The 24866-nt window shown below is 43.7% G+C and carries 22 protein-coding genes, 4 tRNA genes and 2 pseudogenes; 13 read left to right on the forward strand and 15 right to left on the reverse strand.

Going from position 1 to position 24866, the window contains the following annotated elements:
- From Q9R21_RS05320 to rnr, 5 genes are all read right to left on the reverse strand, one after another.
- Positions 1-882 carry a DMT family transporter gene (locus Q9R21_RS05320; protein WP_311203864.1) on the reverse strand — a complete coding sequence of 294 codons (882 nt, stop codon included), beginning with the start codon at positions 880-882 and terminating at the stop codon, positions 1-3.
- A gap of 55 nt (positions 883-937) precedes the next feature.
- Positions 938-1372 (reverse strand): hypothetical protein, encoded by a 435-nt coding sequence (locus tag Q9R21_RS05325; protein WP_071850861.1) that lies wholly within the window; start codon positions 1370-1372, stop codon positions 938-940.
- A gap of 17 nt (positions 1373-1389) precedes the next feature.
- On the reverse strand, positions 1390-1599 hold the full coding sequence (locus Q9R21_RS05330; protein WP_171054337.1) for a YheV family putative zinc ribbon protein: 210 nt from the start codon (positions 1597-1599) through the stop codon (positions 1390-1392).
- A gap of 40 nt (positions 1600-1639) precedes the next feature.
- Positions 1640-3694 carry a M3 family metallopeptidase gene (locus Q9R21_RS05335; protein WP_311203872.1) on the reverse strand — a complete coding sequence of 685 codons (2055 nt, stop codon included), beginning with the start codon at positions 3692-3694 and terminating at the stop codon, positions 1640-1642.
- A gap of 457 nt (positions 3695-4151) precedes the next feature.
- Positions 4152-6599, reverse strand: a complete 2448-nt coding sequence (gene rnr / locus Q9R21_RS05340; RefSeq protein ID WP_114541579.1) for a ribonuclease R — start codon at positions 6597-6599, stop codon at positions 4152-4154.
- 263 nt (positions 6600-6862) lie between these two features.
- On the opposite strand from rnr, the gene Q9R21_RS05345 reads away from it, so the two are divergent.
- The 5 genes and pseudogenes from Q9R21_RS05345 (at position 6863) to Q9R21_RS05365 (ending at position 8259) form a co-directional block, all read left to right on the forward strand.
- A tRNA-Ser gene (locus Q9R21_RS05345) sits at positions 6863-6952 on the forward strand.
- Positions 6953-6968: 16 nt separating this feature from the next.
- Positions 6969-7045 (forward strand) — tRNA-Arg (locus Q9R21_RS05350).
- A gap of 48 nt (positions 7046-7093) precedes the next feature.
- Positions 7094-7170, forward strand: a tRNA-Arg gene (locus Q9R21_RS05355).
- Between the two features lie 118 nt (positions 7171-7288).
- Positions 7289-7895 (forward strand): annotated as a pseudogene (locus Q9R21_RS05360) (dihydrofolate reductase family protein).
- 287 nt (positions 7896-8182) lie between these two features.
- A tRNA-Arg gene (locus Q9R21_RS05365) sits at positions 8183-8259 on the forward strand.
- A 105-nt stretch (positions 8260-8364) separates the two neighbouring features.
- On the opposite strand, the gene Q9R21_RS05370 is transcribed toward Q9R21_RS05365, so the two are convergent.
- Positions 8365-9663, reverse strand: a complete 1299-nt coding sequence (locus Q9R21_RS05370; RefSeq protein WP_311203865.1) for an SRPBCC family protein — start codon at positions 9661-9663, stop codon at positions 8365-8367.
- Between the two features lie 158 nt (positions 9664-9821).
- On the opposite strand from Q9R21_RS05370, the gene Q9R21_RS05375 reads away from it, so the two are divergent.
- Positions 9822-10319 (forward strand): YcxB family protein, encoded by a 498-nt coding sequence (locus Q9R21_RS05375; RefSeq protein WP_004281456.1) that lies wholly within the window; start codon positions 9822-9824, stop codon positions 10317-10319.
- A gap of 37 nt (positions 10320-10356) precedes the next feature.
- Positions 10357-10998 carry a fumarylacetoacetate hydrolase family protein gene (locus Q9R21_RS05380; RefSeq protein WP_005108618.1) on the forward strand — a complete coding sequence of 214 codons (642 nt, stop codon included), beginning with the start codon at positions 10357-10359 and terminating at the stop codon, positions 10996-10998.
- A 52-nt stretch (positions 10999-11050) separates the two neighbouring features.
- On the opposite strand, the gene Q9R21_RS05385 is transcribed toward Q9R21_RS05380, so the two are convergent.
- Positions 11051-11872, reverse strand: a complete 822-nt coding sequence (locus Q9R21_RS05385) for a helix-turn-helix domain-containing protein (protein ID WP_195725571.1) — start codon at positions 11870-11872, stop codon at positions 11051-11053.
- A 104-nt stretch (positions 11873-11976) separates the two neighbouring features.
- On the opposite strand from Q9R21_RS05385, the pseudogene Q9R21_RS05390 reads away from it, so the two are divergent.
- Both Q9R21_RS05390 and yddG read left to right on the forward strand, forming a co-directional pair.
- Positions 11977-12905, forward strand: a pseudogene (locus tag Q9R21_RS05390) (DMT family transporter).
- Positions 12902-13789, forward strand: a complete 888-nt coding sequence (yddG, locus tag Q9R21_RS05395) for an aromatic amino acid DMT transporter YddG (protein ID WP_311203866.1) — start codon at positions 12902-12904, stop codon at positions 13787-13789. The pseudogene Q9R21_RS05390 and the gene yddG overlap by 4 nt, the downstream one beginning before the upstream one ends.
- A gap of 29 nt (positions 13790-13818) precedes the next feature.
- Here the strand turns inward: yddG and Q9R21_RS05400 are convergent, their stop codons facing one another.
- On the reverse strand, positions 13819-15066 hold the full coding sequence (locus tag Q9R21_RS05400; RefSeq protein ID WP_004645086.1) for a YihY family inner membrane protein: 1248 nt from the start codon (positions 15064-15066) through the stop codon (positions 13819-13821).
- Between the two features lie 113 nt (positions 15067-15179).
- Here Q9R21_RS05400 and wrbA point away from each other — a divergent pair, with 113 nt between their 5' ends.
- Entirely contained in the window at positions 15180-15776 is a 597-nt protein-coding gene (gene wrbA, locus Q9R21_RS05405; protein WP_311203873.1) for an NAD(P)H:quinone oxidoreductase, read from the forward strand.
- 47 nt (positions 15777-15823) lie between these two features.
- Here wrbA and Q9R21_RS05410 read toward each other — a convergent pair whose 3' ends face one another.
- The gene (locus Q9R21_RS05410) at positions 15824-16240 is read right to left on the reverse strand and encodes a hypothetical protein (RefSeq protein WP_161785344.1); all 417 of its coding nucleotides are present in this window, start codon (positions 16238-16240) and stop codon (positions 15824-15826) included.
- Between the two features lie 862 nt (positions 16241-17102).
- Entirely contained in the window at positions 17103-17183 is an 81-nt protein-coding gene (locus tag Q9R21_RS14840; RefSeq protein WP_370940770.1) for a hypothetical protein, read from the reverse strand.
- A gap of 274 nt (positions 17184-17457) precedes the next feature.
- Between Q9R21_RS14840 and Q9R21_RS05420 the strand changes: the two genes are divergently transcribed.
- Both Q9R21_RS05420 and Q9R21_RS05425 read left to right on the forward strand, forming a co-directional pair.
- On the forward strand, positions 17458-18663 hold the full coding sequence (locus Q9R21_RS05420; RefSeq protein WP_311203867.1) for a CsgG/HfaB family protein: 1206 nt from the start codon (positions 17458-17460) through the stop codon (positions 18661-18663).
- Positions 18664-18747: 84 nt separating this feature from the next.
- On the forward strand, positions 18748-19422 hold the full coding sequence (locus Q9R21_RS05425) for a hypothetical protein (protein WP_253138818.1): 675 nt from the start codon (positions 18748-18750) through the stop codon (positions 19420-19422).
- A 301-nt stretch (positions 19423-19723) separates the two neighbouring features.
- Here the strand turns inward: Q9R21_RS05425 and Q9R21_RS05430 are convergent, their stop codons facing one another.
- The 3 genes from Q9R21_RS05430 to Q9R21_RS05440 form a co-directional block, all read right to left on the reverse strand.
- Positions 19724-20299 carry a xanthine phosphoribosyltransferase gene (locus Q9R21_RS05430; protein ID WP_004732222.1) on the reverse strand — a complete coding sequence of 192 codons (576 nt, stop codon included), beginning with the start codon at positions 20297-20299 and terminating at the stop codon, positions 19724-19726.
- A gap of 88 nt (positions 20300-20387) precedes the next feature.
- A complete protein-coding gene (locus Q9R21_RS05435; protein ID WP_005263720.1) occupies positions 20388-21101 on the reverse strand; it encodes a DUF3108 domain-containing protein in 714 nt (237 codons plus the stop codon).
- A gap of 159 nt (positions 21102-21260) precedes the next feature.
- Complete coding sequence (locus tag Q9R21_RS05440; protein WP_213686838.1) at positions 21261-21947, reverse strand: hypothetical protein; 687 nt, start codon at positions 21945-21947, stop codon at positions 21261-21263.
- 263 nt (positions 21948-22210) lie between these two features.
- Here Q9R21_RS05440 and Q9R21_RS05445 point away from each other — a divergent pair, with 263 nt between their 5' ends.
- Positions 22211-23068 (forward strand): energy transducer TonB, encoded by an 858-nt coding sequence (locus tag Q9R21_RS05445; protein ID WP_171066348.1) that lies wholly within the window; start codon positions 22211-22213, stop codon positions 23066-23068.
- Positions 23069-23252: 184 nt separating this feature from the next.
- Here Q9R21_RS05445 and ybeY read toward each other — a convergent pair whose 3' ends face one another.
- Positions 23253-23735, reverse strand: a complete 483-nt coding sequence (gene ybeY / locus Q9R21_RS05450; RefSeq protein WP_005249939.1) for an rRNA maturation RNase YbeY — start codon at positions 23733-23735, stop codon at positions 23253-23255.
- Between the two features lie 22 nt (positions 23736-23757).
- Positions 23758-24834 carry a PhoH family protein gene (locus Q9R21_RS05455; RefSeq protein ID WP_004732214.1) on the reverse strand — a complete coding sequence of 359 codons (1077 nt, stop codon included), beginning with the start codon at positions 24832-24834 and terminating at the stop codon, positions 23758-23760.
- Between the last annotated feature and the right edge of the window lie 32 nt (positions 24835-24866).

The raw sequence follows: 24866 nt of genomic DNA on the forward strand, positions 1-24866 counted from the left end.
TCAAATTTTGGATGAATTCAGGCGCTTTTGTAGGATCGGGCTACACAATAGAATCGCACAGAAAATCAGCCCCAGCCCAATCACGCTATAGAGGTCCGGAACTTCCTGCCAGAACAGAAAGCCCCAGATGCCGGCAAAGAAAATCGCCACATAGTTGACCGGTCCAATCTGTCCTGCCGGAGCCAGCTTGTAGGCATTTGACATAAACAGTTGGCTGAAATTGGCCAGGATGCCGGCAGTAATCAGATAGCTGAGTTCTGTCAGGGTATAAGGTCGCCATAGCCAGAACATCGGAATCACTGAAATCAGGGTGCCAATAAAGCAGAAATAAAACACGATTTTTTCCGGAGAATCGGTTTTGGTCAGTGCCCGAACCGTGACAAAGGCCATCGCCGCCAGAAAGCTGGCACTCAAACCAATGACCGACATCAGGTTAATTAGACCCGAATCTGGTTTGGCGACACAGAGTACGCCGATGAAACCAATCAGAGCTGCGGCTAACATGCTTGTGGTGATTTTTTCCTTGAGAAATAGCCAGGCAATCAGCGGAATAAAAATCGGGGAAGAGTAGGTAAAGACCATAGCATTGGAGAGTTTTAAATGAGCAATTGCATAGAAAAAGCCGTACATGGCAGTCAGGCCGACCACTGCGCGCCAAGTGTGCATCCATAGTTTTTCAGTTTTGAAAAAACCAATGCCTTTATTGAAAATGAAAGGCAGGAAAATAAACAGCCCAACAAAATTGCGAAAGAAGACCACGGTAGCATTATCAACTGTTGTTGAGGCATAACGGATACAGACGCCCATGACTGAAAAGAGAAAAGCAGAGCAGGTCAGTAACAGAATGGCTTTAAGCAGATGCGGAGCGGCTGGGGCAGACATGGAAACAACTGAGCTAGAAGATCTGACGATATTCTAGCTGAAATGCTGTCGAGATTTACTGGCTTTGAGCAAGTTGTGCTTCAAGTAACTTGATCTGTTCCTCTTTCAGTTGGATCAACTGGTCGGCATCGCTATGCTGCGCATCCAGTGTGGCTTTTTGTTCATTGAGCTGAACTTGGATGTCATCTAATTTAGCCACTTCTTCTTTGGCCAAACTGGCATTCTCCGGCACTGGTGCATCTAACAGCTGATTTGATACCAGTGCTTTAGCTTCGATCGTCTCAGGTGCTTTCGCTGCCGCCGTATCTTCTTCAGTTTTCGCCGCAGGTTTTGCTGCCGGAACAGCCGCGATATCTTCCTGATGTATGCGTTCCGCTTCACCGGAAAAGGCATTCAACCACTGATATAGCAATACCAATGCAACGACAGTAACTAAAGCCCCCATAATCCCCATTAAAAGTTTGGGGTTATTTCTTTGTTCTACTGACATAGCTTGAACCTTGATTTTTATTTTACTGAACGAGGTTTAAACTGAATCACGCCAACTTCATCTGGAACAGCTGGTGTTTCTGGTTGATCAACATGTGTGGGACGATTTTCTTCATAACCACATTCAATACATTCGATCCATTCATCTTCACCAGAGGTCAGCATGACGACGCGATCTAACGCCTGACATTTTGGACATTTTGCGCCTGCAATGAAACGACGTTTAATGGTCATCATACTCACCTTGTGATCAACTTAAAAAGCTAGTTTAAGCGTTTTTAGAGGGGTTCGTCCAACCTTGATGACGCAGCAACGCATCTATTTTTGGCTCGCGTCCGCGGAAATTGATAAATGCGTCAAGTGCTGTGTCTTTTCCGCCAACTGCGAGGATATTTTCCCGAAACTGCTTTCCGGTAGTGGTATTAAAAATACCTTCATCTTCAAAGCGGTCGAAGGCATCACTGGCCAAAACTTCGGCCCATTTATAGGAATAATATCCTGCTGCATAACCACCGGCAAAAATGTGACTGAAGCTGTGCTGGAAACGGTTATAGTCGGTGGTCGGTAGGACCGCATGCTTTTCACGGATCTCATTCAGAGTAGCCTGAACCTGTGTTGCATTTAAAGCCGGATTGGCTCGGTGAATACTCAGGTCAAACAGGGCAAATTCAAGCTGACGCAGGGTTTGCATGCCAGACTGGAAGAAACGTGCATCGAGCAGGGCTTTCAGCAACTCTGCCGGCAAGGATTCTTGAGTTTCAATGTGCTCGCTGAGCAGATCCAGACTTTCCTGATCCCAGGCCCAGAATTCCATAAACTGGCTTGGCAGTTCGACCGCATCCCAAGCCACGCCATGGGTACCTGCTACCGCAATATTGTCCACTTCTGTCAGCATATGATGCAGGCCATGACCAAATTCATGGAACAAGGTGATGACTTCATCATGGGTCAAGAGTGCAGGGCGATTGCCGACGGGTGGAGTAAAGTTACCGACCATATAACAAATCGGTTTTTGCAAGCCATCACTGGTCTGCATACGGGAACGGAAACCGCTCATCCATGCACCGCCACGTTTGCCTTGACGTGCATACAGGTCAAAATAGAAACCGCCAATCACCTGACCCTGATCTTCTAATTCAAAATAACGTGCATCTGGATGCCAGACAGGCGCTTCACGTTCAATGACTTGAATGCCATACAGACGATTCACAATACTGAACAGGCCTTGCAGGATTTTTGGTGCAGGGAAGTAAGGTTTAAGCACTTCCTGTGACAAATTAAATTGCTGCATTTTCAGCTTTTCAGAATAATAGCCACTGTCCCACGGTTGCAGATCACGGATGCCATCTTCAGCAGCAATCGCTTTCAGTTCTGCAATTTCTTTCTCTGCTGGCGCGCGGGCATGCTCTGCCAGATCACGCAAGAATTCGTCTACGGCCTCTACACTTGGTGCCATTTTGCTGGCTAAGGACAATTCCGCATAATTATTAAAGCCAAGCAGTTTTGCCATTTCCAGACGCAAACTGAGAATTTCTTCGATCAGTGCAGTATTGTCAAACTCGCTCTGTTCAGCCTGATCTGACGCACGCGTGGTATAAGCTTTATAGAGTTCTTCACGCAGAGGGCGATTTTCTGAATGGGTCATGATCGCCAGATAAGACGGGAAATCCAGCGTAGCCACCGGTTGATCCAGCTCACGTTGCTGACCATATTGTTTTAACAGCTCAATATTATTTGAAGATAGACCCGCTAACTCATCTTCATTCAGCGGTCTGAAATAGGCCTGAGTCGCATCTAGCACATGGTTGGAGAAGTCGGATGATAATTGGGACAGACGAGCCGAAATTTCCGCATAACGTTTTTTCGCTTCACCCTCTAATGCCACCCCAGACAGTTTGAAATCACGTAAGGCCAGTTTAATGGCGCTTCGCTGCGCTGCCGGCAGTTCATTATAAATCGACGCATCATAAATATGCTGATAGGTCTGATAGAGCGCCGTATGTTGACCCAGTTGCGTATAGTATTCGCTAAGACCCGGTAAGAGTGCTTGATAGACATCACGGGTTTCGGCATTGTTCATCACGGCATTTAAATGTGACAGGATGCCCCAAGACTCACTCATATTGTTTTCAAGCGTGTCGACATGTTCCAGAGTAGCCAGCTGCTCCTGTACTGAAGTAGGTGTTTCGGTAAGTTCATTCAGGAACTTTTGCCCTTCAGCGATACAGCTTTCAATTTTTTGTTTTAGCTCAGCCAGCGTAATCTGATCAAATTGCGGAACAGGCAAAGTTGCCTTTTCTAAAGTCATGTCGGTCTGCCAAATTAATTTTCAGTGTTAGTTCTAGAAGTAAGGCTTCTTGATCGAGAAATCAAGCTTGACCGGTGATTTATTCTGAAGCAGGAGGTATCGAGATTTATTCAATCTCGTTCACAATGATGTCCAAGCTACTTTTACTAATGTTGAGTTATAGTTCAACTGATTGGTGTTGCTCGCTGAAACTCCGAAACAGATAGTTTAAGAATAGGCAGAATTCCATAGTCTGTTTCAAAGAAATAGGAAATATGTCTTTGCAGATTTTTGAATTTCACTGCTTGAGTGTAGATCAAAATAGGAGGCAGTTTTCCTGTCAGTTTTGTTTAGAAATAGGGAAGGTACCTGATCAGACTGATCTAAGTTGATGATTCGATGCGGTAAGTATTTTTACTCTAATCGTATTTATTCTGGATAAGGTTTAAAAGAAAAAAAGAGCGCCGTAGCGCTCTTTTTAAACCATCAAAAATTATTCAGTCTTGGCTTTTGCATTCGACTTTTTCTTTTTGACCTTGGCCTTTTTCTTTACTTTATCTTTAACCTTTGCTTCAGACTTTCCTGCAGATGGTTTAGCAGACTTTTTACTGTAAGAGCTGGGTTTTCCTTTTCCTTTTTTGCGTCGTATGGGTTGTTCTCCATCGGCGCTCAAGTTGGATTTAGATTCACGTTCATTATTGCCAAACACTTCTTCTGTCGCTGCTGGACGTGATACTGGTTTTTTCTCACTCACGCGCGGTGCACGGGCACGAACTGCACGGCCGGCATGACTGAGTTGTTGCACCAGTTCAAAATCGATCTTACGTTCTTCCAGATTGACACCGGCAACCTTGATTTTGACTTCATCGCCCAGACCAAAGACCTGACCACGGTTCTGGCCGATCAGATTCTGGCTGCTTTGATCAAAGACAAAGAAGTCATCGCCTAGCTGGCTGACATGCACCATACCATCGACATACAGGTCTTTTAGCGTGACAAACAGGCCAAATTCTGCCGTTGCACTAATAATGCCGACAAATTCTTCACCCAGATGCTGCTGCATATAATGGCATTTCAACCAGGTCGTTACCGAGCGTGATGCTTCATCTGCACGACGTTCTGTGGCAGAGAAATGGTCACCAGCTTCATCTAAAGCACCACCTGAAAGTGGAGATGGCTTGTTATTTAAATGTGCTTTGATTGCACGATGCAATAACAGATCCGGATAACGGCGAATTGGTGAAGTGAAATGTGTATAGGCTTCATAAGCCAGACCATAATGGCCTGCATTACTCGCACCATAGTAAGCCTGCATCATGGAGCGTAATAACACCGCATGAATACTTGGTGCATCAATCCGTTCTTTGGTCGCTTCAATCACCGCCTGATAATCTTTCTGAGTCGGCTGTTCCGGGAAATTCAAACCCAGCAGCTTGACGAAGTCACGGACTTTCTGGATACGTGAGAACTCTGGTGGCTCATGCACACGGTACAACATTGGCATTTCATTTTTCAATGCATATTCTGCGGCTGCGACGTTGGCCAACAACATACATTCTTCAATCAGCTTATGTGCATCATTACGGCTACGCGGCAAAATTTCTTTAATTCCGCCTAGTTCGTCGAAGGTCATGTAAGTTTCAACGGTTTCAAATTCCATGGCATGACGTTCAGCACGTAAACCTTTAAGAACTTGATAAAGCTGGAACAGGGTGTTGATCGACTTGCGAACTTCACGGTCTTCGGTAATCGCCTGGCTGTCGCCTTCCAGATACTGTGCGACCTGATCATAGGTCAAACGTGCCTTGGAATGCATGACAGACGGATAGAACTCAAAACCGGTGACTCGGCCAGCACGTGACAGTTTTAAATCACAGACCATACATAGGCGGTCAACGTTCGGATTTAACGAACACAGGCCATTCGACAATGCTTCAGGCAGCATCGGTAAAACGAAGTGCGGGAAGTAGACTGACGTCCCGCGTTCCTGCGCTTCATCATCTAGCGGTTTGCCTGGACGTACATAATGGCTGACATCGGCAATGGCCACGACCACACGATAGCCACCACCCGGACGTTTTTCGGCATAAACCGCATCATCGAAGTCACGTGCATCTTCACCATCAATGGTGACCAAGGCTAAATCACGTAGATCCACACGACCTTCACGGTCTTTGGCCGTTGGCTCTTTAAAGCTCTCGGCTTCTTTAACCACTTCTTCCGGGAATTCATAAGGCAAACCATATTCTAAAATGGTTTGTGGAATAATGATTTCAGTATCGGCCTTGTCTGCCATGGACTGCACAATATGTCCAGTCGCGAATTCTTCACGGGTCGGATAGGTATCAATCGCCACACGAATAGAGTCACCCAGATTAGCCTGGGCATGTTCGATCAGTTCTTTTTCAAGGGTGATTGGCTGATGCGCATTTGGGTTGGCTGGCTGGATAAAGTATTCACCATCATATTCTGACACTTTACCAATGATCTGTTTGACACGATGCTGCACAACTTCAGTAATATAGCCCCAGGCTTTACCTTTACGGTCTACCGAAGTCTGACGCACTTTAACGCGGTCACCATTAAAGACCAGGCGCAGTTCACGCTCAGCCAATAATAAGTCGTCCTGGCCGGAAATGTTGGCAGTTCCCATCCCCCGGGAATTGATATAAACCGTCGCTTCGGATTCAGGTTGCTCGACGGCAATCTGAAACTTGTAGCCGTCTTTCATCAGTTGCCCGTCACGCACCATCGCAATTAAACGATGGCTTAGGGCATCAATACTTTTTTGATCTGCAATTTCAAAATGTTCGACCAGGTCTGCATGGGACTGGGCATTGTTCTTTTCGATGGTTTCTAAAATGAGCGTGCGGCTAGGGATAGGGTTGTCATAACGTTCGGCTTCAGCTTTTGCTTCAGGATCGACCCAGTTTTTCATCATGTCTTTAAATTTATCTTAGGAGATAGGTTTAGCATAAAACATGTGTGCGCAGACTGCACGTAAATGATTGCAATAATCCATTTAAGTTTTCAATTTTCTGTTAATTTTCGATAACTGGAAATTTATGCAGTTTTTTTGCCATCAAAATGCACGAAAAATCGAGGAATTGCTTAAAAAGTATTTAAACGAGCAAAAATATGCACTTTTTTTTGATGCTGCGCTTGCAGTGCCATGCCGAAATTTGTATTATGGCCGCACGTTACGGTGAGATGGGTGAGTGGCTGAAACCACGTCCCTGCTAAGGACGCATACGGGTAACTGTATCGAGGGTTCGAATCCCTCTCTCACCGCCACGCTTACTTATGTCGCGCGCTCATAGCTCAGCTGGATAGAGCACTTGGCTACGAACTAAGGGGTCGGGAGTTCGAATCTCTCTGAGCGCACCAAGTAAGTTAAGCAAAAAAACGTATTGCCAACCTAGGCACACAAGTTACGCGCTCATAGCTCAGCTGGATAGAGCACTTGGCTACGAACTAAGGGGTCGGGAGTTCGAATCTCTCTGAGCGCACCAACTTGAACAATTAACCGCACATGTTGCGGTTTTTTTGTGTCTAAAATTTACAGAAACACCAGACATTACATGCTAAAAATAAGTCTCAGGCGAGTGAATAAAAATAAAGGCAGTCGTGATGAGAAAAATCATTGTCCAGGAGTTTTTGACCCTCGATGGCGTGATGCAGGGGCCCGGCGGCCCAGAAGAAGATATATCTGGTGGCTTTCAATATGGTGGCTGGGTGGCGCCGTATTTTAATGCGGAACCTGATCCGGCATTTGATGTCATTATGCAAAAATGGATGCAGCCCTCCGATATTCTTTTAGGGAAACATACTTTTCAGATTTTTGAATCTTACTGGCTCACACATACTGAAGACTGGTTGGGAATTAATGACGTCAATAAATATGTCCTTTCTACCAGTCTGGAGGATTCCGACTGGCAAAATACCCTTTTTCTGAAAAGCCATTGATGAGGTAATCAAGCTTAAAGCATCAGGAGAGGGGGATATTCGAGTTTATGGCAGTGCTGCAGTGGTACAGGCGCTTTTTAAATATGAGCTTGTGGATGAACTTCGTCTGCTGACTTTTCCAATCATTCTGGGTGTTGGCAAACGCCTGTTTAGTCATGAATCAATACCCGCTGCTTTTCAATTGATAGATCACCTGGCCAGCTCAAATGGTATTGTGTTTACGCATTATCAAAGGGCAGGAGCATTAAAGACTGGAACAATAGGCGAGTGATAAAGCGTACAAGGGTGACGATTGTTTTATATTCGAATTCTATTCTGGCTGGATACCTGGTTGAGAATACTTAAGGTTGACCCATTGCGTAGTGCTGGAATTTTTTGGAAAATCCGGCTTCTTGGTTGAATTAATTAAGTGCTTTTAGCTCTAAATCCGTAGAAGTTTTCAGCAGAAAACTATAAATATTGCTGCATCGTTTAATTACTGTACATTCAGTTGTGATTTTATTAAAAAACACTTAACAAGACTGAAAAAGCTCGTATAATGCACCCCATCAAGACGTCGCGCTCATAGCTCAGCTGGATAGAGCACTTGGCTACGAACTAAGGGGTCGGGAGTTCGAATCTCTCTGAGCGCACCAATCTTGATAAAAAATCTGAAAAAACCGCACATTAATGCGGTTTTTTTGTGTCTGGAATGTGTGTGAATTTTTCATATAAAAAACCAATAACTCTCTGCATCCTTCTTATCTTAATTTTTGCTGAACTTTCAGTGCATAAACGGTATTGCCACCTACCGCAGGTAAAACATCGTGATAGGGCATGCTGCGCATAGCTCTTAATAAGAATGGCGCCTGATCGTGAATCTTCATGCTGCTGGTAATTTGAAATAAGGTACCTTGTGACTGCGGCAATAAGCGCATGCCACCTTTCACAAACTTCAAGTCGCCGCCATTGGCATTGAACTGGTTTTGCAGGGAATCAAGCTGGTAAAAACGCATCTTGAAGTTAAATGGAATCTGAATCACCCCTAAACCCACCGAAACCTTATAGTTGGCATCCACACTTTGGGTATTGACTGGATTAAGTTCGACCTTCTTGATCTGCCGGGGGAAAAGTTGCTGGGTTGCTTCAGCAGCCAACCACGGCAGCAATTTTTCGACTGGATGCGCAAAATATTGATAGGTGCTGCTAAATCTTAAATTTTCTGAGGCTTTTCCTTCTTTAATCTGATAGTTCGGAAAAATGAAACTGACCGGTTGACCAGACTTTTGGCTGATCTGGGCAATTTTTTGTAGCTGTTGAGGGTTGAATCTAAGTTGCGGAATCGGAGTTGCTAGTGCTGCTGTATGCTCGATTTTAAAGCGTTGTTGTAGTGCTTCCAGCAGAAATGCATTGGTACTCGGCGGAATGCCGAGTTTGGCTTCAGGTAGCGCATTCAGGATTTTACTGAATAAAAAGCCTTTGGGCTGGTTCAGGTCGCCCCATTGGGTGACAGTCACCAGCGTTCTATGCGGACCCAGTGCAAACCACTCCAGTTTTCCTGCACCATAGAGAATTGGCGCATCAATAATTAAGGTGCTGATGCTGTTTTCACCCAGATGATGCTGCATCACTACGGTTTCTTTAAAGTTCAAGACTGGAATCAGGGTCGGGATATGAACCTGATATTTAACCTGCTGAATCGAACCCTGCTGCTCCAGCACTTTGGCCGACTTTAAGGTCGGAAACAGACCGACATAATTCGGATAATGTTGCAGCAATTTTTCAACCTGAGCTTCAGCCACAGGCAATACTACAGCCGCACTATAAAACTGTGTCTTGCTGGCTGCATTACTGTTTAAGGTGGGAAGCTGGGTTTTACTGGTTGGATGCGCATAAATCAGAATCCGCTCGCCGGTTAATTCTGCCAGTTGCTGGGCATTGCCCTGATAAGCACTCAGACTGCTTGGTATTTCGGCATTCCAGGGAATAATCTTGGCCAGTGCTGGGACAGAAACTGCCAAACAAACACCGATGAGCATGCATTGCTTTAATTCTTTCATTCAACATCCTGTTGCGTATTTTTTGTTTTAATTGCTGTTTATTTAAAACCAAATGTACGTATTTCCAAAGCAAAGTTATGTAATTGATGCGACAGGCCATAAGCGCTATGGATATTTTGGTATAGTATTGGGCAAGATTTTATTTTTGATGTGATGCTATGACTGAGTCAGCACCGACTTTATCGACCCGTTATTTTCTGACTTTAGAAGAATCTCAGGATGGTTTTGCCCTGGCGACTTTTGGCAAAAAGCAGATTTCACGTTTTCTGACCCCTTTGGTCAGTATCGGGATCATCATCTGGGGTTTCTCGATGGGCTTTGATGGCGTTGGACGTTATTACGTGGCTTTGGGTGCATTCTTCCTGATCCTGCAAGGCATCATGCGTTACTGGTTCCTGCCGATGATGTTTAAACGCCAGTTTGTTAAATATCAGTTTGGTAAAAGCGAACAGGGTATTGATTTGTATCAGGACTATGCGGAAATTTTTACCAATGATCGTAGCAAGCTGGTGCCATATAGCGAAGTGCAGAATTTTGCTGTTGGTAAACTGACTTATATGCTGGAATTGAAAAACCGTACCGTGGTTATTGTGCCGAAGCGTGCATTTAAGGACGGCACTGAACAGAGTATGTTCGAGCATACATTTAAAAAATAATTCAGATATCTATAAAAGGAAAAGGGAAGTTTTGATCATGAGCACACGTCCATCCAAAATCGTTTGTGTGGGTCGCAGTTATGCCGATCATGCCAAAGAACTCGGCAATGCGATCCCTGATCGTCCGGTATTATTTATCAAGCCACCGAGTGCCTTAAGTTCGCTCGAAGCAGGCATTGAGTGGAATCCGGAATGGGGCAATTGTCATTATGAATGTGAACTCAGCTTGCGTATTGACCGGACTTTAAGCAAAGAAAGCGATCCTGTGAAAGCACTTGAAGCTGTGGGTGCGGTGACTTTAGGTCTGGACTTAACTTTGCGTGATTTACAGGATGATCTCAAGAAAAAAGGCCAGCCTTGGGAACGTGCCAAAGCCTTTGATGGCTCTTGTCTGTTGTCGGATTGGGTACCTGTCGCCGATGTAGTCACTGACTGGAAAGATGTGCATTACACACTGCAAGTCAATGATGAGCTGCGTCAAAAAGGTGATACTGCTTTATTGATTTTTGATATTGCGACCTTGCTGGCTGACATCAGTCAGGTCTTTACTTTGGAAGAAGGGGATGTGGTGATGACCGGTACCCCGGCAGGTGTTGCAGCATTGCATTCAGGCGATCAACTGAAAATGACCCTCAAAGGGCAGTCTCAGGATTATGTCTGGACGACTTTTGTGAAATAACCAAGATTTTGAATCAAAGGAGCCTATTGGCTCCTTTTTCATAGGCATAATTTTAATCATTAACAGTATAACGTTTGCGAAATTGATCTGGGGTGCTTCCCATCCAGCGTTTAAACATGTTGATAAATGCCGAGGCATTGGCATAGCCCAGATCAAAGGCGATGCTTTCAACGCTATGACCTGCATTTAATAAAGACATGGCCTGCATCACTTTCAGGCGTTGCCGCCATTCATGCAGTGACATTCCCAGTTCTTTCTGGCTATATCGCGCTAGCGTCCGCTCGGTTAAATTGACGCGTTCGGCCAGTTGCCGCAGCGAGCTCTGATCTGCCGGATGCTGATGTAAATAATCTAAAATCTGTTTCAGCAGTACATGTTCTGAATGCGGTAGATAACTGCTGACCAGTTGGGCTTGCTGGAGCTGATCGAGCAGTACCTGTAGCAGACGTTGATATTCAGCTGAATCCTCGAATGCTGGATGGTCTTGCTGATGTAGTTGTTTCAGGTGGGTAAATAAAGCAGTGACCAAGGGGGCGCTGAGCAGGATGCCCGGTTGAGTGGGCAGTTGGCTACAAAGTGATTCATGCACATACAGAGTGCCATGAGAAACTGCGGTACGGTTCAGACCACGATGCTCTAAATTCGGTGGGAGCCAGATGCCGTGAGGTGAAGGCGTCACATAATTTATATGATTAATATTCACTTCCATCACTCCATGAAAAGCATAGACAAATTCTCCCCAGGCATGGCCATGTAGCGGATAAACAGATTGCGCAGGATCCTCCCTGAAGCTGATCCACAGAGGTGCTTTAATCAGATCATGGGTCGGAAGTTGCTTGAGCGAAGCTGAATCTGCTTGGATTTTTTTATGCATCACCGAAATTGCCTGAATAACACCATCATTTGTCTGTTTTGAAGTATATCTTTTATTTCTGACACTTTTATAGTGTACCTTCCAAATGAGCAACAGGACCGTATGTGAGCCAGCGTCAGGCATTAGATGCCAAAGCATCTGCCATCATGTTTGTATTGTGTATGTTGTGGGGTTTACAACAGGTGGTACTGAAGTGGGCCGCGAATGATATTTCAGCCCTGATGCAAATTGCCTTGCGTTCAGCCTTGTCTGCGCTGATGGTTTATCCCTTGATTCAGCAAAGCGTACGCCGTCAACTGTGGAATGCACGCTATTTACCTGCAGGATTGCTGGTCGGTGTGTTGTTTGCAACCGAATTCTATCTGATTGGTGAGGCACTGCGTTATACCTCAGCCTCGCATACGATTGTTTTACTCTATACCGCACCGATTTTTGTGGCTTTGGGTTTGCACTGGAAATTGCCGGCAGAGCGTTTGTCTGCTGTGCAATGGGGCGGAATATTTCTCGCCTTTAGCGGAATTGTAGTCAGTTTTCTGTTACGTCCACAAACGGGGTCAGGTCTACAGACTGATGCCTTGTGGGGAGATTTTCTGGCCTTGCTTGGCGGCGTATTCTGGGCAGCCACTACAGTCAGTGTACGTCTGAGCCGGCACCTGCAACCCAGACTTTGTTCTATCAATTATTGATGGGTGGAATCCTGTTATTGCCTCTGGCTGTTCTGACTGGGCAAGCAGCTATTCAATGGACGGTGTTGTCTATTTCCAGTCTGATTTTTCATACCGTACTGATTTCCTTTGCCAGTTATCTGATCTGGTTCTGGATGCTGAAACATTATCTGGCATCACGGTTGGGGGTATTTTCCTTTTTGACCCCTGTATTCGGCATGCTGTTCGGCGTACTGATTCTGGATGAACATATCGAAATCAATTTTATTATCGGCACCTGTATGGTCATGCTGGGTGTGATTCTGGTGAGTTTGCAGGGATGGCTGAAAAAACCGAATATCAATAAAAGCATTCAAGAGCAAGCATGAAAATCTGGTCTGTAAATTTAGCGACCTGGATTGGTCTGTCTTCTATTCTGATCTGGGCCAGTCTGGTCGCCGTAGTGAAACTGATTACTGAATCCACCAGTGCAGTGCAGGGGATTGCTTTAATTTATAGTTTTAGCAGTCTGGCGATTTTTGCGTTCACCGGCTTTCCAAAAATCACGCAAATGTCCAAGCGTTATCTGCTCGGTTGTGGCGCTTTATTTGTGGCTTATGAGATTCTATTTCTGGTTGCTGTGGCATGGTCGGATAATCGTGAACAGGTGATGCTGATTGCCATGATCAATTATCTGTGGCCACCCTTGATGATTGTTTTTTCGATTTTTGCCCGACAGTTGCAGGCCCGCCTCTGGGTGATTCCAGGCTTTCTGCTCGCCGTAATAGGACTGATGCTGGTGGTCAATCCAGAAATCACTAATCTGCCGAAGTTTATGCAGGTTTTAGCTGAAAATCCTTGGGCTTATGGCTTTGCCTTTCTCGGCGCTTTGTTATGGCCTTGCTACTGCGTTCTAACTAGGACCTATGGCCGCGGACAAAATGGTGTACCGATTTTCTTTTTGGTCGCTGTAATTAGCTTATGGTTCTTACATTTAGGATTAAACGAACCTTTTATCATGCCCACATTCAAGCTATGGTTGGGAATTGCAGTGGTGGGTAGTCTGATTGGCATCGCCTATAGTAACTGGAATCAGAGTATGCAGTTCGGCAATATCAAGGTGCTGATTTTAGCCACCTATTTTATGCCGATTCTTTCTTCGGTCATGTCAATGCTGATTCTGGATGTCAGACCCGAACTCAGTTTTTGGATCGGGACGGGTTTGGTGACTGCAGGCGCTATAGTCTGCTGGAAATCTACCGCTATCAGTTAAAAAAAATCCTCTCAAGCGAGAGGATTTTTTTATTTATGTCGGAACAGTTCGGACAATGGAAAATTGAGTTTTTCTTCCAGATATTGATCGGTTTCCTGTAATCTAGGTGAGAAATTTTGCATCCAGATGTCATCAGTCTGGGCATTGGTGAGATGGTTTTTGCGTGGCAGTGGATAGGGTAATTGCAGATAAAAATTCCAGAAGCTGACCTGATCCAGATCGCGAACCAGCACATATTCATTCTCATCGGTGCGTTTGATTAGATTCTGCTTTTCAAACATGGCGACATAGCTCGGCCAGCGGCCAATTTCATCTCGGCCCAGCACTTCAAGCGCTTGTGCTTCACTGATGCTTTCACCGGTTTTCTGTTTTTTATAAAAGAGTTCTAACAGATCTAGCAGCATGACGATGGGATGGCGTTTATTGTCCTGCCCAGATTCAAACGCCGTCAGGGCATAACTAATTTCAACCCCCAATAACACAATGATCCACGACAGATAAATCCAGAGCAGGAAAATCGGCACGGCGGCGAAGGCACCATAGACGATCTCATAGCTGGTAAAGTTTGACATGATATAGCCAAACAGATTTTTCAGCAGCTCAAACACCACGGCACTAAATAGACCGGCAATAAAGGCAGATTTAAGCGGTACACTGCGATTCGGGATGGTCCAGTTCAAAATGAAAAATCCGAGTACAGTCAAAGAAAAGGAAATCGCCCAGAGGACAAAAGCGCCATCAAGCTCATAACCGGCAAAGTTATTGCTAAGAATGCTCATGGATGCCACGGTCGAAGAAATCACAAATGCACTGCCGAGTAAAATCGGCCCGAGCGAAATGATGGTCCAGTAACGCATAAAGCCCATAATTCCGCCCCGCGTTTCAGTCACGCGCCAAATGCGGTTAAACACCGTTTCGATACTGCTGAGCATCAATACTGTCGTCACAAACAAGAACAGAATACCAATGATGGTGAGATTGCTGGATTTATCGGTAAAGGCATTCAGGGCCTTATCAAAGGCAATTGTAGTTTTGGGTAAAAAATTACTATAGATCAGTTGTTGCAATTGCTGCCGCGCAGGTTCCAGCGCTTTAATGGAAGAGATAATTACCAGAAAAACCGTCAGCATCGGCACCACCGCAAACAGGGTAGTGTAGGTCAGGGAACCTGCCTGTTCGCGACAGCGGTCTGCTTCAAAGCGTCGAAGTACAAATAAAACAAATTGAAACCAGTGTTTTTCATAGAAAGGTAATTTCTTTAAATACTTAACAATCATCTGCATCCAATCTCAATTTTTTTAATCATCATGAATTTTCACCATCAGCTTAACCAAAAAACTTGCAAAGTATCGTATAGTTTTATTTTTTTAAGTAATGAATAAGAACCATGATGCAACCTTATGTCCTTGTTTTATATTACAGCAAATATGGCTCAACCAAAGAAATGGCGCATCTGATTGCTAATGGAATTGAAGCGGCAGGCGTGGCAGTAAAAATCAGGACAGTTCCAAATATTTCCAGTATGGTAAAAGTTGCTGAACCGAGTATTCCGGCAGAAGGGGATATTTACTGTACTCTGGATGATCTGGCGCAGTGTGCCGGCCTGGCGCTCGGTTCACCGACCCGTTTTGGCAATATGTCCTCTGAAATGAAATATTTTTGGGATCAGACCACGAGTCTGTGGCTGAATGGAGCGCTACACGGTAAACCGGCTTGCGTGTTTACGGCATCAGGTTCCATGCATGGCGGACAGGAAAGTACTTTACTCACCATGCTGCCGCCGTTATTTCATCATGGCATGATGATCATGGGGCTTAGTAACGCAACATCTGCACTCTCAAATACCAAAACTGGTGGTACACCTTATGGTGCTAGTCATGTTAGCGGCCCACGGCATGATCAGGGCTTGAGCCAGGATGAAAAAATTCTGTGTGAAGTACAGGGAAAGCGTTTAGGTGAAGTGGTACTGAAACTCAATCGAGTCTGAAAAACACTCACAGGAAATGAAGGATGAACTTCATTTCCTGAATTTTATTAGGCTTCTTTTTGATCTTTTTGATCTTTTTGATCTTTTTGATCTTTTTGATCTTTTTGATCTTTTTGACTAAATCTGTATTTGCATTTCAGACATTGATAATCCTGAAACAGATTACGGTCGACAGAAACCCCGGCTTTTTTCCCCAGAAAATTACCGACCACACCGCCGGTAATCCCGACACTGATTGCACCGACAAAAGTGCCTACGGTTCCGCCGACAATCACACCTAAAGGTCCGGCTACTGTACCAATTGCAGCGCCAATCGATGCACCTGAAGCAGCGCCACCTACAGTCCCTGCAGTTGCACCCGCTGAACTCATGAGAATGCCGCCAATTTTCTTTAAATTCTGTTCATGATCGCGCTGTTCGATATCAGCTGAGCCACATTTAGGACATTGCATAGATTGTTCCATCAAGGATTGAGATGTGCTTGTTTTAGGTTTGTCGGGAATAGGATGTGTGCCCTGATCAGCACTTATTCATAACATACAACAACACACTAGATAAGTTTTGAATTCGCAAATCAGAAACATTGCATACTCACTTGATTCTAGTTGAGTTCACGCTAAAACATTGTATTTCAGCTGTAAATATATGCCTTCTTGGTTGATTAACGCAATTCTTAACCTGTCATTGAGGAAATGGCAAATCTCAAGATCATCAGAAATGTTCTTCTCTCATCAGTCTAAATATTGCGATCTTAGGTAGGCCATTTCTGGATTCGAAATGAAAAAGGAAGGGAAGTCGAAAAATATGTAAACGAGTTCTTATCAGTTCTATTCAAGTTTTCAGCCAAAATACACCTGAATATTGGCGTTTCTTTATAAGTCACCTTCATTGTAATTGATTAATTATATTTTAAATAAATCGTGACATTTATCCTTATTAAATAGAAGTTCTAATAAAATAAAAATTTACGACCTTTAAAATATAAAAAGTATAATAATTCTAATCTTTATTAGATAAATTTTTGATTATTGATAATATAAAAAATATATTATTTTAATCAAGTTTTTTGGATGAATTTTATATTCAAAAAAAATTTATATAATGATTTCTTACAAATCACAAATAATAAACAAATATATATTAATTTAATAAAAACAATAATTTATATTTTTAAATAAAACAAAAAAATAAGTGAATAGGGATAAGTTTTACATTTTATAATTTTATGTGATTTAATATTTTTCAGATAAATTTAATCTTACTTAAATGAAAAATTAAATAAATATCTTAATTCAGAGGATATTAAGATTATGAGAATATTAGTTATCAATCTGGGTTTATTAGGTTTATGTTTTCTGAGTAACGCTTATGCCACCTCTGATGAGTGGACTCAGCGTTGGAAATCATCCAGTGCCCGTTCCAATGAGAATCTAGTTCAAGCCAATCTGATCGAACTTAAGGAGTCAGACTATTATTCCGGATTAGGTAAAACCACTGTTCATAGCACCTCGACCACTTCCATAGGGACGGTAAATACCCCGACCAACAATATCAATGTAGAGGGTACAGACAACAATATTGATATTACGAGTGAATTGCTGAATGAAGCACCAGTCAATTCAAACACCAACCAAAATCCTCAGCGCTGTCTTAATTTAAGTAACAGACCAGGAGAATCACAATGCTGAATTTCTCCTCGACCAGAAGACATATATCTTTCATGAGCGCCACTGTCCTTTTCAGCTCTTTTTTAACGGGCTGTACAGGCTTGGCACCTTCAAACAAGAAGCCAGTTAGCCTGGTACAAGGCCCCCCAATTACCGATATTTTTACCCCTTTTGATATGGCTTTATCCTGCCTAAAAGGACAATTACGTAGTGATGTGAGTTTCTCCGTAGGGGCAATTTTGGATCAAACCGGTAAGGATGTAGTTACCAATGGTGGCAGCGGAAAAATGGTGACCCAAGGTGCGGGAGATATGGTGCAATCTGCCTTGTTTCAGGCAGGGGTAAGCTTAATGAACCGGCGTGATCCCCGGATTATCGAAAGCGAAGCCAAGTGGGGCATTCGTGATCCCAGACAAATCCAGGCCTCTGATTATTATGTGACAGGCAGTATTAACAGTCTGGATTTTATTCCGGGTGGTGGTTTTGACATGCAGATCGCTGGTGTCGGTCCGAATTATAGTCAAACCCGGATTATGGTCGGTCTGGATTTATCTTTGACCGATACCCGTAGCAGTAAAGTCGTCGGCAATGTTTCATTGCAGAAGCAAATTGCTGCACAGGATTATGGCTTGAGTGCAGGTAGATTCGCTGGACGTACACTCTTGAACATTCAGATTGGAAAAGGAGAACGGGAGGCAACTAACTTTGCCTTGCGCCAAATGTTGAATCTGGCCACTTTTGAATTGCTAAGTCAGGTCGTCCCGCCCGCCGTATTTGAAAGCTGTCGTGCGCAGATACCGCCAGAGTTCGGTCAATTGAACTTAACCCGAAGTTCTGTGGCACTGCATAAGTACAAGAAAAGCCAGCAACAAAATAGTACAGCTTCAAGTAGCGCTGTTCAGGAATCAGCATCACGCCAGGCAGACTCATCCAATGAAAAAAATAAGTCAACCAACTCCCCAAGCAAAGATACGAAACCACCTAAACAGAAAGAGTCCGAGGTGATTCAAAACCCTGAAGCAGAGCCTGAAATGAGTAAACAGGACTTGATTAAATATATCAGCAAGAAGCAGCGTCAACCTTCTTCAAATGAAAAGAATGAAGAAAAAGATACTCAAGAAAAGGCTGATAAAGAACAAGAAGATGAAAAAACCACAACGCTATGGGAGGCCAATCCTGAGGTGGTCGAAAATTACTGGTCTAGCACGCAGCGTGATTAAAAATATTTAAAAATGGGCTCGCTCCCATTATAAGAAGGAGTACTTAGCGAGAGGTACTTCAAAACAAAAGTAGGAAGAACAACGATGAAAAACACGATCAAAACAATCGCTTTATCCGTCGCCTTTCTGTCTAGCGCAGGTATGGCATACGCCCAAGATGGTGAAACACCTACTGATGTCACCGTAGATACAGGCTTACAAGCTACCCTGGATTCTATTTCTCAGCAGGTTGAAAATGGTTCTGCTTTGAATCTTGCAGTGAATACAGGTGATGTTGATGCAAGTGTCGATTTAGAAGCAATTGCAGAAGCTACAAGAGAAGCACCAGACGCCATTAGTTCAATTGAAGGTACAATTGAAACTACTGCGATTGGTGCCGCGAATACAGGTAGTATCAGTATTGAGCAGGGTAGCTACAATAAGGTGGTATCAGACATATCAGATGCAACGGATAACTACGACTACAGTGAAGTAACGAGTGCAACTAATAATTCTGAAACTCTAGAGGAGCTATCAGAGGTTGCGGATAGTTCAGATATCTCGGAAGTTGTGAGTTCGACACTAAGTACTGACTATAGTGAGGAAATCAATGAAACTTTAAGCAATTATAGTGTAGCGAATATTGCCTATAATGCGGGTGCTATTGATGCATCTGTCAGTGCTATTTCAGAAGGAACTCAAACTGCTATTAACAACAGCATCACAACTACCGCTATCGGTGCTGTGAATAGCGGTAGTATCACTGTGACTGTTAAATAAACTCTTTTTTCGAGGTGAACACAGGTCTAACTATTGGCAGATAGTTAGACCTCTTTATTTTATAATAACATCCACATAAATTGTTGTTTATTCATCGGATAAAAAAGTACTTATTTGTTTGACACTCTCTATTTCAGAAATTAAATAGCCTGGCGCTTAAGATTAAGCCATTTATCTAGGATCAAATCTGGAAGAATCAATAAGAACTTAGGCTGAGCTCTGGATATTTTAAATTTATATCATCAGAAAAACACAATAAAAAAAGAGCGCATCAGCGCTCTTTTAAAATTCATTGGCGAGCTTAGTCGCGAACAAATTCAACTGTGCCATTTGTCAAAGACTTTACGCGTGCCAGTGATTCCACACGGTAGCCTTTTTCAAGCAGCAGGTCACGACCTGGCTGGAATGATTTTTCAATCACAATGCCAATACCAACTACTTCTGCATTTGCCTGGTGAATCAGGTCTGCAAGACCTAAAGCGGCTTGACCATTGGCCAGGAAGTCATCGATCACTAAAACTTTATCGGTTGAGCTGATGTGTTTATTTGAAATCGCGATTGTGCTTTCAGTCTGTTTGGTAAATGAAAAGACTTTAGAACGATATAAATCATCTTTCAGGGTGAGAGACTGGTATTTACGTGCAAAGATTACAGGTACGCCAAGCTCTAGTCCGGCCATTACGGCAGGTGCAATACCTGATGCTTCAATCGTAATAATTTTGGTAATACCAGCATCCTTAAACAGACGCGCAAATTCTTGACCAATCAGTTGCATCATGACTGGATCAATCTGATGGTTTAAGAAAGAGTCTACTTTCAAAACTTCTTCAGAGAGGACGATGCCTTCAGCCAAGATTTTCTGTTCTAGTGCATGCACGGGAGAATCCTCAAGAGCAGGTGCTTTTTCAAGCAAAAGCGTATTGTAAAAAGCACCCGGAAAAAATCAAGTGAAATTCGCCAAAAACTTAGTTGCTTGCACCTTTATAGTCAGTTAATAGCAAACCATAGGAGGTTTTCTTGTCGACATGCGAAACTTTGACTGGAAGATAGTCAAGTTTTGGCGCCAACCAGAAGATGGTCTCACGGCCTGGCTTGTTATGCTTCATCACCACTTTAATGGTATTAAAAGATCCGTATTTGGTACTTATAGTCTCTGAACCCTGTTTGACAAACTTACGGCCTTCAATTTCTTTGGCATCAGCGATATAGTAATTTGTTTTCAGGCCTGAATTTTTTAAGTCTTCACGAATTTGCAATTCTGCATTCAACTCATCCAGAACATCTGCTCTCCAGGCAAAAGAACGTTTTTCATCGTCTTTCTTGGTACTGATAGTTTTGCTGGAAGGATTAAAATTAATACTCATGGTGTTGTTATGCACCAGTACTTTACTGCTGCGACTGAAACTGCTTGATCCGATCTTGCCATTATTAAAAGTAAAGCGGCTGGTTTCGGTTGCAGAGGCAATCCCCCCGGCTTTTGCAGCAAAGACATAAGTCCAGTTATTGCCAGATTTACTTAGAGTCCGTGTTGCAGAACCCATATTCTTGCCATTATAGCTAAATTGATAACTGGCCTGGAAAGGAGTCATGGCAAAAGCCTGGCTAGAAATACCAGTGAACAGTATTGCGCTGCTCAGACCCGTGGTCATCACTAAAATTTTGAATACAGTCTTCGCCATCAGTTATTTTCCTATATTGATTCAATTGGCAAAACATATCACTTATTGCACCCTTTATTATTTGGGCAAAATATGGAAGTTGAAGGGATATTTCTGCCAAAAATGTATATTTCATGTAGTTTTATGGAACTTTTGTTCAAAGACTATGTTCGGCATAATTTAAGAAGGATCTTTCTGTTTAATGGGGGTGACCCGGTTGTCATCCATCTCGTCTTCATCCCAGTTCTCTTCCTGATCTTGGGAGAGTTTTCTAAACAGGGCGGCTAGATTGACGTTGCCAATCACCACCAGTTCGGCTTCACGAAGTACTGCGTGATTCACATGAACTTTGCCCAAGGTATCAATGACCGATCGGCTTTTGCCTAACCAGCGATTTAAATCCAGATAGAGCAAGTCATCGATGACTTTAATCACGCCCAGTTTTTCCAGAATCATTCCCAAAGGATCTTTATTCAAGACACGTTGATAGAAGAACAAGCCAAAACGCACGCCAAGTTTATAAAGCATATTCGGATATTTGGCTTCAATCAGCTGGGTATCACTAATTTGCTCGAACACGATCAACTGGGTGGTTTTATTCAGTTCCATCTGTACCAGTTTCAAATCAACCGATAAAGTGACAATCAGGCCTTTATAATCCAGTGTTGCGTAGAGACGCAGCCAGTCTTCATGTAAATCTGCGTGTAAGTCTTTCAATGCATCGACATTGTCTGTGACAAAGCGCTGAAAGGTTGCATTTAGGAAGACTTGCGATAGGGGAAATTCACGCTCATCTTCAATAAATCCTTCCGCCCTCTGATACACTTGGCGGATTCGGTTGGAGATATTGGAAATTAGCGTTTGCATACTGAAGCGTCCTGGCAACTTTATTTTTGACTCGGGATGTATCTTGTCGAATTGTATGAAAAATACAAGCGTTCATGCTTGAAGTTTAGCAAAATAAATAGCACCATTTTTATAGTTTTAGTTATGTAACGTTGAAGATTTGATGGATTTGGCATTTTAAAAAGATAAATGACGAATCCGTTTATTTTTAATCTTTCAAATACTTTTTTGGGGAGCTGAACTCATTATTGAGTTTAGGCGAATGTGAAAAAACGATGATACTCATGCCTCTGGTCAGAACTTGGTGGAAAGATCCAGTGTTTAGCAGTGCGTTGCTTGCCGCAGGCATTCTGCATTTGATCGTGCTGACACTGGAATTTGGTATGCCGCAAGATCGGGATACCAGTACCAAAGAAATCGCGGTCAGCTTGCGCCAGACTGATGAAAAAATTGAGCATGCTGATTTTCTGGCCCAAACGGACCAGCAGGGTTCCGGCCAGTTTAGAGAAGCTCATCGCATGTCGAGTGATATGCCATCGCCGTTAATGGAGCAACATGCAGGCGAAGAACTGCAAGAAAGTCTGGATATGCTGCAACAGCAACAGGAACTCAGTTTTGAAGAAAAAGTCCTGATGACCACCTTGAGCTGGCAAAAGCAGGCGGAAGAAAATCAGCGTAAAAAAATGCAGGAGCAATTACAGAGCCAGTTTCAGGCCAAAGCGGCCATGGTCGCCAGTCTGGAAGCGCAATATTTACAGCGTCAGCAAAATTTCAGTCGTCAGCAAAAAATTAAGACTGTAGATGGGATTCAGTCCAAGCAGGATGTTTCGGCCGCCTATCTGGAAAAGTTCCGTGAAAAAGTGGAATTTTATGGCAACCGCTACTATCCGGAAGCAGCCAAGCAGCAGAATCTGGCAGGTGAAGTGCGTTTGATGGTGATCCTGAATCAGAATGGGGGGATTCGTGCCATTCGACTGATTGACAGTTCAGGACATGCCATGTTGGATGAAGCAGCTAAATCCTCCGTGCGTAAGGCAGCACCATTTGGTGCTTTCGACAGTAAAATGAAAGAAATTTCCGAACTGCGAGTGATTCGTACCTGGCGTTTTGACCCGGCAGAAGCGGAGTTTGAAGTGCGTTAAAGTTGATATTTACCAAGACCTCTCCCTAACCCACTCCTAATAAGGAGAGGGAACTATATCTATAATGTTTAACAATCATAGGATTCTAATGAATGTTCTCCCTCCCTCTGGGAGGGAGTTAGAGGGAGGGCAACTTTCAATAAAAAAAAAGCGAGCCTTGGCCCGCTTTTTTTATGAAGAAATTTTAGTTTTGTTCCAGATAAGGATTTTCAAAGCCCAGCTTGGCCAGAGTTTCGATTTCAATGCCTTCCATTTCTTCAGCATCTTCATCCGAGGTTTCATGGTCATATCCCATTAAATGCAAAGTACCATGTACCAGCATATGGGTGAAATGCGTCAATGGTACTTTCTGCTGTTCAAGCGCTTCAGCCAGTACCACAGGTATGCAAATCACCAGATCGCCAATGGGAAATGCATCCAGAAACTGTGCCATTTCATCTGGAAGTTCACTCGGGAAAGACAGGACATTGGTCGGTTTGTCTTTGCCGCGATATTCCAGATTCAGTTTATGACTTTCGTCATTGTCGACACAGGCAATTCCGATTTCGCAATTACTTTGAGTGCCGATATGACGTAAAGTGGTTTCTACAACTTTTTTAATATAGGCACGTTTCAGCACCAGTTCAGGCGACTGAAAGTCCTGTTGTAAGGAAAGACTAAGTTTCAACACAAATCCTTAAGTTTAAAGCTTAATGCTGTGCGTCGGCCGCAGCATCATTTTCAGCGATCAAGGCATCTTGACGTGCTTTTCGTTCGGCACGTGCTTCAGCACTTAAACGCTGCTGTTCACTGTCCCAGCCTTCATAGGCTTCAACAATTTTCTGTACCAGTTGATGACGTACCACATCACGCGAATGGAAACGGGTGATATGAATTTCAGGAATTTTATCAATCACACGCAAGGCATGTGACAGACCGGATTGCTGACCACGCGGTAAATCTACCTGAGTTACGTCGCCGGTAATCACGGCACGTGAACCAAAACCTAGGCGGGTCAGGAACATCTTCATCTGTTCTGGGGTGGTATTCTGCGCTTCATCCAGAATCACGAAAGAATGATTCAAGGTACGGCCACGCATATAAGCAAGCGGAGCCACTTCAATCACCTGACGTTCGATCAGCTTGGCCACTTTTTCAAAGCCAAGCATTTCATACAGCGCGTCATACAAGGGACGTAAATAAGGATCGATTTTCTGGGTTAAATCTCCCGGCAGGAAACCGAGTTTTTCACCGGCTTCAACCGCAGGACGAACCAGCAGAATGCGCTGGATTTCATTGCGCTCCAGCATATCCACTGCAGCTGCAACGGCAAGATAGGTTTTACCTGTACCGGCAGGGCCAATACCAAAAGAAATATCACTTTGCAGAATGCGCTGTACATAGCGTTTCTGGTTGGCACCACGCGGGTTGATCCGGCCTTTACGGGTTTGCAGCCAGACATTGTCCAGCCCCGTATGTTCCTGATCATCCAGATCTTGCTGAAGTTCACGGTCAGTCTGGCTGCCCTGAATCATCAGATGTAAAGTATCTGCACTAATCTGCTGACTATGTTCAGATTCTTCATGAAGACGTTGCAAGAGCATTTCGGCTCTCTCAACGGCATCGATTCCACCATCAATAATAAAACTTTCTCCACGATGGGAGATTTTGACGTCTAAACGTTGTTCAATTTGCTTCAAATGGCCGTTATAGGCACCTAACATGGCTTGTATACGGTCCATCGAAATTCCAGGAAAAGCTACTGTACGTCGAATCGCTGCAGTCAAGAGTGTTCCTTATGAAGTGTGCGTTATATGCT

The organism is Acinetobacter sp. RG5 (assembly GCF_031844265.1).
GTDB lineage: Bacteria > Pseudomonadota > Gammaproteobacteria > Pseudomonadales > Moraxellaceae > Acinetobacter.